The sequence below is a fragment of the Bradyrhizobium centrolobii genome, assembly GCF_001641635.1.
Taxonomy (GTDB): Bacteria; Pseudomonadota; Alphaproteobacteria; order Rhizobiales; family Xanthobacteraceae; genus Bradyrhizobium; species Bradyrhizobium centrolobii.
This window is the reverse complement of record NZ_LUUB01000099.1, coordinates 62,813-73,744: the sequence shown is the minus strand read 5'-3', so window position 1 is coordinate 73,744 and position 10,932 is coordinate 62,813. Positions and strand designations below refer to the sequence as shown.

The following is a 10,932-nucleotide window of genomic DNA, read 5'->3' as shown; positions in this document are numbered from 1 at the left end:
ACCCCAACCCTCTCCCCGCAAGCGGGGAGAGGGGGAAGAGAGAACCCAGCGTCTTTGCGCATGACGGAGGCAACGCGCTCGACTAGATTGTCCGAACAAAAAAGACGAATTGTCCGGGAGGACAGCCGTGCACCAAGGGCGTGTCGTTTTCGGCGCGATCGAGGAGGTCGTGTTCGGCCATCCGGCTGCTGAGGCCATTTTGGCGCAGATGGACCGCTTGCGGTCGGACCGCGCCTTCCTGATGGTTTCGGGCACGCTGAACCGGCAGACCGACGAGATCGCCAAAATCAAACAGGCGCTGGGCCCCCGTTGCGCGAGTGTGTTCGATGCCATGCCGGCGCATACGCCGCGCGAGGCGGTGATCGCGGCGGCCAACGCCGCGCGGGAGGCGAAGGCTGATCTCATCGTCACAGTCGGCGGCGGCTCGATCACCGACGGCGCCAAGGCGGTGCAGCTCTGCCTGGCCAACGGCATCGACGATGTCGCCGGCATCGAGCGCATCCGCGTCCACAAGGGCGTCGCGCCCGAGATGAACGCACCATTGGTGCGGCAGATCAGCGTGCCGACCACGATCGCGGGCGGCGAGTTCAGTTCGATGGCAGGCGTGACCGACCGCAGCACCCATGTGAAGCAGATGCTGCGCCATCCGCTGGTCGTGCCGCGCGCAACCATCCTCGATCCCGCCATCACCGTGCACACGCCGGAATGGCTGTTCCTGTCGACCGGCGTCCGCGCCGTCGATCATTGCGTCGAGGCGATCTGCTCACGCGAGACGCACCCCTATGCGGACGCGCAATCGGTGAAGGGGCTCGCCATGCTCGCCGACGCGCTGCCGCGGGTGAAGGCCAACCCCGCCGATCTCGACGCACGCATGGACGCGCAGCTCGGCACCTGGCTGTCGATGGGCGCGCTCGCAGCCGGCGTGCCGATGGGCGCGAGCCATGGCATCGGCTATGTGCTCGGCGCAGCCTTCGACGTGCCGCACGGCTACACCTCCTGCATCATGCTGCCGGCGGTGATGCGCTGGAATGCGCCCGACAATGCCGACCGTCAGACGATCGTGGCCGCCGCAATGGGCTTTCCCGGCATGGCTGCCGCCGACGTGCTGGACGCCTTCATCCGCTCTCTCGGCATGCCGCGCAGCCTTTCCGACATGCGCGTGTCGCCGGAGCATTTTGACGCCATCGCCGAACAGGCGATGCGCACGCCCTGGGTGCCGCGCAACCCGCGCAGGATCGATGGCCCTGCGCAGGTGCGCGAAATCCTGCTTCTCGCCGCATAACACTCAAGCCGGAGGATCGATGTACACAGGTCAGCATGCCCGTCTGCGCCCGCTACAACCTGCCTTCATCATGGCGGGCACGGGCGAGACCGTGACGTATCGCGAACTCGAGGCGCGCAGCAACCGGCTCGCGCATCTGTTCCGCGAGCACGGATTGAGACGGCTCGACCACTACTCGATCTTCATGGAGAACAACGCCCGCTATCTCGAAGCCTGCGGCGCGGGCGAGCGCTCCGGGCTCTACTACACCTGCATCAACTCCTTCCTCACGCCGGGCGAGCTCGCCTATCTCCTCGTCAACAGCCAGTCCAAAATCCTGATCACGTCGGTTGCGAAGCTCGACATCGCCCGCGAAGCGATCAACGCCTGCCCCGACGTCAAGCTCTGCATCGTCGCCGATGGGCCGGGCGAAAGCGATCGCATCGTCGGACTTGCGGAGGTGACCGCCGACCTGCCCTCGGCGCCAATCGCGGACGAGTGGCTCGGCACGGCGATGCTCTATTCATCCGGCACGACGGGACGGCCGAAAGGCATTCTGCGGCCGCTGCCGGAGGAGCCGCCGAAGCACAATCTGCCGCTGTTCGATTTCCTCACAAAGCTTTGGCACTATCGCGAGGGCATGGTCTACCTCTCGCCGGCACCGCTCTATCACTCGGCGCCGCAGGCCGCGGTCAATCTCACGATCCGCATGGGCGGCACCGTGATCATCATGGAGAGTTTTGACCCCGAGCGCTATCTCGAGCTCGTCGAGAAATGGGGCATCACCCACACCCAGCTCGTGCCGACGATGTTCTCCCGCATGCTGAAGCTGCCGGAGGAGGTACGCAATCGTTACGACCTATCGTCGCTCGAGATCGCGATTCATGCCGCCGCACCCTGCCCGGCGCTGGTCAAGGACGACATCATCAAATGGTGGGGGCCGATCATCCACGAATATTATGGCGCGACCGAGGGCCTCGGCTTCACCGCCTGCAATAGCGAGGAATGGCTCGCCCATCGCGGCACCGTCGGCAAGGTGCTGCTCGGCGACCTGCATATCCTCGACGAGAACATGAAGGAATGCCCGACCGGCACCGCAGGCACGGTGTGGTTCAAGACGGGCTCGCCGTTCGAATATTTCAACGATCCGGAGAAGACGAGGGAGGCACGCTCGGCCGACGGCAGCATGAGCACGGTCGGCGACGTCGGCTATGTCGACGCCGACCGCTTCCTCTATCTCACCGACCGCGCCACCTTCATGATCATCTCGGGCGGCGTGAACATCTACCCGCAGGAATGCGAGAACCTGCTCATCACCCACCCGAACGTTGCCGATGCTGCGGTGTTCGGCGTGCCGAATGCCGATCTCGGCGAGGAGGTGAAGGCGGTGGTGCAGCCGATGCCGGGCGTCGTCCCAGGGCCGGCGCTCGCCGAAGAACTGATTGCCTTCTGCGGCCAGTCGCTGTCACGCCAGAAGGTGCCGCGCTCGGTCGATTTCGAGAAGGAATTGCCGCGGCTGCCGACCGGCAAGCTGTACAAGCGGCTGCTGCGGGATCGATATTGGGGGAACAAGACGTCGAGGATTGCGTGAGGTTTGACCTCCCCGGCGTGCCGAGATTCTCACAAGCGCGCGCCACACATTCGGCGTCGTCCCGGCGAAGGCCGGGACCCAACCCCAGGGAGTAGTTTGGCGAAGATAGGCGTTCGGTACGTCCACCTTTCCACGATTGATAGATCACGCGGTATGGGTCCCGGCCTTCGCCGGGACGACAACTGAATTTGTTGACACAGCCTACCCCAGCATCTGCGTATCACCACAGATGGAGATGGCTTGGCCCGAAATCGTGCGGCCGCGCGGACTGCACATGAACAGGATCTGGTCGGCGATCTGCTCTGGCGTGACATAATCCTTGATCGACGTATAGGAGAACGCAATGCGCTCCATCTCGGCGTAGGAGATGCCGCGCTGCTGCGCCTTGGCCTCTAACACGCGGCGCTGGCGGTCGCCGGCCACGAGCCCGGGGAGGATGGCGTTGACGCGGATCTTGTCGGGCCCGAGTTCGATGGCCAGCGATTTGGTCAGGCCGATCACGCCCCACTTCGCCGCCGCGTAAGGCGTGCGCATGGCGAAGCCGACCTTCCCCGCAGCGGAAGAAATGTTGACGATCGAGGCATTCTTGCTCTCGCGCAGCAGCGGCACGGCGAGCCGTGTGCAGTTGAACTGGCCGGTGAGGCAGACGTCGACGCAGCGATCCCAGTCCTCCGGGTTCATCTCCTCGACCTTGGCGGTCGGACCGGCGATGCCGGCGTTGTTGACGAGCACGTCAAGGCCGCCGAGCGCGCGGATCGCCTCGTCGAACATCGTCTTCACCGCGGTGCGGTCGGACACGTCGCATTGCGAGCGCGTGAGCGCGGGATCGCTCTTCGCAAGCGCAGAGAGCGCCATCTCGTCGACATCGCAGACATGCACCTTTGCGCCTTCGCCGGCGAAGCGGCGGGCGATCGCAAGCCCTATGCCGCCCGCACCCGCGGTCACCAATACGCGCAAACCCTTGATGTCGAGATCCATGATGGCTCCAGCCTGTCCGAAATGCTAAGCGTGACGTTAGATCACAGCCCGCTTGGAGTTAAAACCCGGAGTTAAAATCCATGGCCCGCAAAGTCATCATCACCTGTGCCGTCACCGGCGCGATCCATACGCCGTCGATGTCGCCGGCTCTGCCCGTGACGCCGCAGGAGATCGCGGACGCCGCCGTGGAGGCCGCGGAAGCGGGCGCGGCGATCGTGCATCTGCATGCGCGCAACCCCGAAACCGGCCAGCCGGATCAGTCGCCGGAAGCCTTTGCGCCGTTCCTCAAGATCATCAAGCAGCGTTCCAACGCCGTGATCAACCTCACCACCGGCGGCTCGCCGACCATGACGGTCGACGAGCGCGTGCGGCCGGCCGCGTTCTACAAGCCGGAAGTCGCCTCGCTGAACATGGGCTCGATGAATTTCGCCTTCTTCGGCATGCTCAACCGCTTCAAGACATTCAAGCACGAGTGGGAACGCAAGCATGTCGAGAACAAGGACATCGTGTTCCGCAACACCTTCCAGGACATCGAGTTCGTGCTGAAGACGCTGTCGGAGACCGGAACCCGGTTCGAGTTCGAGTGCTACGACACCGCGCATCTCTACAATCTGCAATATTTTCTTGATCAAGGTCTGGTAAAGCCGCCGCTGTTCGTCCAGACCGTTTTCGGCCTCCAGGGCGGCATCGGCCCGCATCCGGAAGATGTGCTGCACATGAAGCGCACGGCAGAGCGGCTGTTCGGCGACAAGTTCATCTGGTCGGTGCTGGGCGCGGGCCGGAATCAATTACCGATCGCGGCGATGGCGGCCGCCATGGGCGGCAATATCCGCGTCGGCCTCGAGGATTCGCTGTGGGCCGCGCCGGGCCGGATGGCCTCCTCCAACGCGGAGCAGGTGCGGCTCGCCCGCAAGATCATCGAGGGCCTCGGCCTCGAGGTCGCCAGCTCCGATGAGGCGCGCGAGATGCTGCACCTGAAGGGCGGCGACACGCTGCAGGTGTGACTTGGAGGGCTTCGGCGCTGCATTCGCGGAAGCTCGATCCACAATCTTGATCGTCGTCCCGGACAAGCGAAGCGCGGATCCCGGGACCCAACCACAGGATTGTGGAAGCGGCATGCTGGTGGCCCCAGCGCGTTTCAACAACTGACATTCGGGGTTACGGGTCCCGGCCTTCGCCGGGACGACATTTGAGTTTGCGGCTGAGTTTGCGGCGGCTTCACCCACCCCTCACATTCGCGTTGCTCCAGCCAGCCCATTGAAACCTCGCTCCTCTCACATCGTGAGAGAATGAAACCCGCGACTTTACGTCATCCGAATTACCAAGGCCGCCAAGAGCCTTGGCCGTTGCCTCACTCCGCCCGCGTCGCTATCGTCACGCCAAACAGGCCGCAAAGGCCGGTGTCCAGGGAGGAAGAGCATGCGGAGCGTGTGGGCGCTCGCCGCAGTGGCGGCGCTATCTGTGCTGACGGTCTCAACCACCACGCTCGCCGACGAGGGCAAGCAGGGCGGTATCTTGCGGATTTATCACCGCGACAGCCCCGGCAATGCCTCGATCCATGAAGGCGCGACCTATTCGCTCAACGTTCCCTTCATGCCTGTCTTCAACAACCTCGTCATCTACAAGCAGGACGTGGCGCAGAACAGCATGGACACCATCGTCCCGGAGCTCGCGGAGAGCTGGGCGTGGGTGAACGACAACAAGACGCTGACCTTCAAGCTGCGCCAGGGCGTGAAATGGCATGACGGCAAGCCGTTCACGTCGGCGGACGTCAAGTGCACTTTCGACATGCTGATGGGCAAGTCGCAGCAGAAGTTCCGGCAGAACCCGCGCAAGGCCTGGTACAACGAGGTCAACGACGTCACGACCAATGGCGATTTCGAGGTCTCCTTCAACCTGAAGCGACCGCAACCCTCGCTGCTCGCGCTGCTCGCCTCGGGCTATACGCCGGTCTATCCCTGCCACGTCTCGCCAGCGGAGATGCGCACGCATCCGATCGGAACCGGTCCGTTCAAATTCGTCGAGTTCAAGGCCAATGAATCGATCAAGCTGACCCGCAACCCCGACTACTGGCGGAAGGGTCGGCCCTATCTCGACGGCATCGAGTTCACCATCATCCCGAACCGGTCGACCGCAATCCTCGCCTTCGTTGCCGGCAAGTTCGACATGACCTTCCCGACGGAGGTTTCGATTCCGCTGCTGAAGGACGTCAAGTCGCAGGATCCGACTGCGGTTTGCGTTGTCGAGCCGAACAACGTCTCGACCAACATCATCGTCAATTCGACGGCCGCGCCGTTCGACAATGCCGACATCCGCCGCGCCATGGCGCTGGCGCTTGACCGCAAGGCCTTCATCAACATCATGTTCGAAGGCCAGGGCGATATCGGCGGCACCATGGAACCGGCCCCGGCCGGGCTCTGGGCGATGCCGAAGGAGATGCTCGAGAGCATTCCGGGCTATGGGCCGGATGTGAAAGCCAACCGCGAGGAAGCGAAGAAGCTGATGCAGAAGGCGGGCTATGGCCCGGACAAGCATCTCGCCGTCAAGGTCTCGACCCGCAACATTCCCGTGTATCGTGACCCTGCGGTGATCCTGATCGACCAGCTCAAGAGCATCTATATCGACGGCGAACTCGACGTGGTTGAAACCGCGAACTGGTTTCCGAAGATCGCGCGCAAGGACTACATGCTCGGCCTCAACCTGACCGGCAACGCGGTCGACGATCCCGACCAGTCCTTCTACGAGAACTATTCCTGCGGTTCGGAGCGCAACTACACCAATTACTGCAACAAGGAGATCGAAAAGCTGTTCGACGCGCAGTCGCAGGAGACCGACGTCAACAAGCGCAAGAAGCTGGTTTGGGAGATCGACAAGAAACTCCAGGAGGACGTCGCCCGGCCCATCATCTTCCACGCGCGGACGGGCACGTGCTGGAAGCCCTATGTCAAGGGCGTGACGGTCATGTCGAACAGCTCCTATAATGGATATCGCTACGAGGACGTGTGGATGGACAAGTAGCGCAGGCGGCGAGCGGCTGACGAGCTCGGCAGGAGGCGTAAGATGTTTGCCTATCTGGTGCGACGCCTGTTCCTGATGCTCGTGACCCTGTTCGGGATCTCGATCGTCATCTTCTTCCTGCTGCGCATCGTGCCCGGCAACATCGTCGACATCCTCTTTGCCGCGGCCGGCTATGTCGATCCCGCCGACAAGGCCAATCTGGAGAAGGAGCTCGGCATCGACCAGCCGCTGGTCGTGCAGTACGTGCACTGGATCGGCGGCTTCCTGCGCGGCGACTTCGGCTACTCCTACGTGTCCGAGAAGCCGGCCCTTCAGGAGATCCTGCCACGGATCCCGATCACGGCGCGGCTCGCGGGGCTGGCGCTGCTGTTCTCCGCCTCGATCGGCATTCCGCTCGGCGTCATCAGTGCGGTGAAGCAGGGAACAAAGCTCGATTACGCGCTGCGCGTGGTCAGCTTGAGCGGCTTGTCGCTGCCCTCGTTCTGGCTCGGACTTTTGATCCTGACCGCGTCGGTGGCAATGTTCGGCCAGATGCCGATCTTCAACCCGAATCCGCAGACCTGGCTGGAGGCTTTCGCAACCTACGCCGTGCCGGCCGCCGCGGTCGGCTTCCGCAGCGCCGCGCTGACCATGCGCATCACCCGCTCCTCGATGCTGGAGGTGCTGCGGCAGGACTATATCCGCACCGCACGCGCCAAGGGCGCATCCGACGCCGCCGTGAACTATCACCACGCGCTGAAGAACGCGATTCTGCCCGTCATCACCGTGATCGGCATCGAGGCGGCATTCTTGATCGGCGGCCTCATCGTCACCGAGACCGTATTCAACATCCCCGGCGTCGCGCGCTTCCTGGTCGAGGCGATCCGCTGGCGCGACTATCCGATCGTACAGAACCTCGTGATGTTCATCGCCGTGGTGGTGGTGTTTGCGAACTTCACCGTCGACATGCTCTACGCCGTGTTCGACCCGCGCATCCGGTTTACGGAGTAAGTCAATGCGACCGGAGCTATCCGACGCGATGGTGGTGTTTCACCTCTCCCATAGGGAGAGGTCGGATCGCATCGTCAGATGCGATCCGGGTGAGGGGTTACGCTCCCTCGTGAGACCTGAGCCCCCTCACCCGGCGCTACGCGCCGACCTCTCCCCGATGGGGAGAGGTGATGCTCGTCGCGGAGAGACGCATGGCCACAATCGACTATGATCTCGAGCTGAAGCGCGCCGGCGCCAATGCGACCGGCGGCTGGCGGCGCGTGCTGTTCCTGGCGCGGCGCCACGTCCTCGGCGCAGCCGGGCTGATCATCATGACGGTGTTCGTGTTCACCGCGATCTTCGCCAATGTCCTCGCCCGCTTCGATCCCCTGACCGTCGATGCCGCGCATGCGCTGGCACGTCCCAGCGCCGCGCACTGGATGGGGACGGATTCCTTCGGCCGCGACGTGTTCAGCCGCATCATCCACGGCGCGCGCATCTCGCTCGCGGTCGGTCTCGGCTCAACCGCGCTCGGCGGCACGATCGGCGTGATCGTCGGGCTGACCTCGGGCTATCTCTCAGGCTGGTTCGATCTCGTGTTCCAGCGCGTCTCCGACATCCTGCAGGCGCTGCCGCTTTTGGTGCTGGCGCTGGTGATGACGGCTGCGCTCGGCCCTTCCTTGCCGAACGTCATCATCGCGATCGCCATTCCGCTGATTCCGACGGTCGCCCGCGTCATCCGCGCCAACACGCTGGCGCTGCGCGAGCAGCCCTTCGTCGAGGCCGCCAAATCGATCGGCATGAGCGAAGTGCGGATCGCCGTCCGTCACGTCCTGCCGAACACGCTGGCTCCGCTGATCGTGCTCGCCACGGCCCAGCTCGGCTCGACCATCCTCACCGAGGCCTCGCTCTCCTTCCTCGGCCTCGGCATTCCCGAACCCTACCCGTCCTGGGGCCGCATGCTGTCGGAATCAGCAGCCGAATATGTCCGCACCGCGCCGTGGCTGGTGATCTTCCCGGGCATCGCGATCAGCCTCGCCGTGTTCGGCACCAATTTGTTCGGAGACGCATTGCGTGACATCCTCGACCCAAGGCAGCGCGGCTGATGGCTGATATGTCCGACCTCGTGCTCGATGTGAAGAACCTGAGAACGGTGTTCTTCACCAATTCCGGACTGTTCAAGGCCGTGGACGACGTCTCGTTCACGGTCAGGCGCGGCGAGACGCTGGCGATCGTCGGCGAGTCCGGCTGCGGCAAGAGCGTCACTGCGCTATCCCTGCTGCGGCTCGTGCCCGATCCGCCCGGCCGCATCGTCGGCGGCTCGGTCACGCTCGAGGGCACTGATCTCCTGACGCTGGACGATGCGGAAATGCGCGCGATCCGGGGAAATCGCATCTCCATGATCTTCCAGGAGCCGATGACCTCACTCAATCCGGTGATGCGGATCGGTCACCAGATCGTCGAAGCGGTGCGGCTGCACCGGAACATGTCGGCCAAGGAGGCCCACGACCTCGCGATCGAGATGCTGCGCCTGGTGCGCATTCCCGAGCCCGCGCGGCGCGCGAGAGAATATCCGCACCAGCTCTCGGGCGGCATGCGCCAGCGCGCGATGATCGCGATGGCGCTTGCCTGCCGGCCGGCGCTGCTGATCGCGGACGAGCCGACCACCGCGCTCGATGTCACCATCCAGGCCCAGATCCTGGCGCTGATCCTCGACCTGCAGAAGGAACTCGGCACCGGCCTCGTGCTGATCACGCACGATCTCGGCGTCGTCGCGCAAACGGCGCAACGCGTGATCGTGATGTATGCGGGGAAGAAGGTGGAGGAGGCGAGCGTCGAGGCGCTGTTCGCCGCACCGAAGCATCCCTATACGCGCGGGCTGATGGCCTCGATCCCGGCAGTGCCGGCGTCCGACGTCGCCCCGCAGGCGCGGCTGAACGAAATTCCCGGCACCGTGCCGTCGCTGGTGCGATTGCCGGCGGGCTGCGCCTTCGCACCACGCTGCAAGCTCGCGATCAAGCGCTGCCAGGAGGAATATCCGCCGCTCGCCGACTGGGGCGGCGGCCATCTCGCCGCCTGTTGGCGCGCGGCCGAAGTGGCGGAGGTGGCATGACCGAAGCGCTGCTCGAAGTCACAGACCTCAAAAAACACTATCCGGTGCGCGCCGGCGTGTTGCGCCGGCAGGTCGGCACCGTGCATGCGGTCGATGGCGTCTCCTTCGCGCTCGGTATCGGCGAGACGCTCGGCCTCGTCGGTGAATCCGGTTGCGGCAAGTCGACGGTGGCACGCAGCGTGCTGCGGTTGGTCGAGCCGACGTCGGGCCAGATCCGCCTCAGGGGCGAGGACATCACGCACCTCTCCAAGACCGAGCTCAGGCCGCATCGGCGTTCGATGCAGATCGTGTTCCAGGATCCGTTCGCCTCTTTGAATCCGCGCATGACCGCCGGCGATATCGTCGGCGAGCCAATCGCCGTGCATGGGCTGGCGAGCGGAAAGGCGCTGGAGGCGCGCGTCGCAAAGCTGTTCGAGCAGGTGGGCTTGCGGCCCGACCAGATGCGCAACTTCCCGCATCAGTTTTCCGGCGGCCAGCGCCAGCGCATCTGCATTGCGCGTGCGCTGGCGCTGGAGCCGCGCCTGATCGTCTGCGACGAACCGGTCTCGGCGCTCGACGTCTCGATCCAGGCACAGGTGATCAACCTCCTGATCGACCTGCAACGCCAGCACGGCTTCTCCTACCTCTTCATCGCGCATGACCTTGCGGTGGTGGCCCATATCAGCCACCGCGTCGCGGTGATGTATCTCGGTCGCATCGTCGAGATCGCCGACAAGGACGAGCTGTTCCGCAATCCGCGCCATCCCTATACGCAGGCCCTGCTCGCCTCGGTGCCGATCGCGAACCCGCATGCCAAGAAGATCGCGCCGCTGGTCGACGGCGACGTGCCGAGCCCGGTCAATCCGCCGTCCGGCTGCGCCTTCCACACGCGCTGCCGGTTTGCGATGGAGCGGTGCAAGACGGAGCGGCCGGCGCTGGTGGACGCCGGCGTTGGGCACCAGGTGGCCTGCTTGTTGAATGAGGGGACGGGACGCAGCCAATAACTCCGCCGTCGTCCCGGCG

General features: G+C 64.4%; 9 protein-coding genes. 8 read left to right on the top strand and 1 reads right to left on the bottom strand.

Features of this window, described 5'->3' with window-relative positions:
- The first annotated feature begins 127 nt into the window (after positions 1–127).
- Positions 128–1,282 carry an iron-containing alcohol dehydrogenase gene (locus AYJ54_RS36495; protein WP_063706927.1) on the top strand — a complete coding sequence of 385 codons (1,155 nt, stop codon included), beginning with the start codon at positions 128–130 and terminating at the stop codon, positions 1,280–1,282.
- A 19-nt stretch (positions 1,283–1,301) separates the two neighbouring features.
- Positions 1,302–2,852 (top strand): AMP-binding protein, encoded by a 1,551-nt coding sequence (locus AYJ54_RS36490; protein ID WP_063706925.1) that lies wholly within the window; start codon positions 1,302–1,304, stop codon positions 2,850–2,852.
- A gap of 201 nt (positions 2,853–3,053) precedes the next feature.
- On the opposite strand, the gene AYJ54_RS36485 is transcribed toward AYJ54_RS36490, so the two are convergent.
- On the bottom strand, positions 3,054–3,830 hold the full coding sequence (locus AYJ54_RS36485; RefSeq protein WP_063706923.1) for an SDR family oxidoreductase: 777 nt from the start codon (positions 3,828–3,830) through the stop codon (positions 3,054–3,056).
- An 80-nt stretch (positions 3,831–3,910) separates the two neighbouring features.
- On the opposite strand from AYJ54_RS36485, the gene kce reads away from it, so the two are divergent.
- From kce to AYJ54_RS36455, 6 genes are all read left to right on the top strand, one after another.
- Positions 3,911–4,834, top strand: coding sequence for a 3,5-dioxohexanoate:acetyl-CoA acetone transferase (kce, locus tag AYJ54_RS36480; RefSeq protein WP_063706921.1), 924 nt, complete (start codon positions 3,911–3,913; stop codon positions 4,832–4,834).
- A gap of 415 nt (positions 4,835–5,249) precedes the next feature.
- The gene (locus AYJ54_RS36475) at positions 5,250–6,848 is read left to right on the top strand and encodes an ABC transporter substrate-binding protein (protein WP_063706919.1); all 1,599 of its coding nucleotides are present in this window, start codon (positions 5,250–5,252) and stop codon (positions 6,846–6,848) included.
- A gap of 42 nt (positions 6,849–6,890) precedes the next feature.
- Positions 6,891–7,838, top strand: a complete 948-nt coding sequence (locus AYJ54_RS36470) for an ABC transporter permease (protein WP_063706917.1) — start codon at positions 6,891–6,893, stop codon at positions 7,836–7,838.
- 191 nt (positions 7,839–8,029) lie between these two features.
- Positions 8,030–8,923: an ABC transporter permease gene (locus AYJ54_RS36465; protein ID WP_063706949.1), complete on the top strand. Its 894-nt coding sequence runs from the start codon at positions 8,030–8,032 to the stop codon at positions 8,921–8,923.
- Complete coding sequence (locus AYJ54_RS36460; RefSeq protein WP_063706916.1) at positions 8,923–9,930, top strand: ABC transporter ATP-binding protein; 1,008 nt, start codon at positions 8,923–8,925, stop codon at positions 9,928–9,930. The genes AYJ54_RS36465 and AYJ54_RS36460 overlap by 1 nt, the downstream gene beginning before the upstream one ends.
- Complete coding sequence (locus tag AYJ54_RS36455) at positions 9,927–10,913, top strand: ABC transporter ATP-binding protein (RefSeq protein WP_063706914.1); 987 nt, start codon at positions 9,927–9,929, stop codon at positions 10,911–10,913. The genes AYJ54_RS36460 and AYJ54_RS36455 overlap by 4 nt, the downstream gene beginning before the upstream one ends.
- The last annotated feature ends 19 nt before the right edge of the window (positions 10,914–10,932 follow it).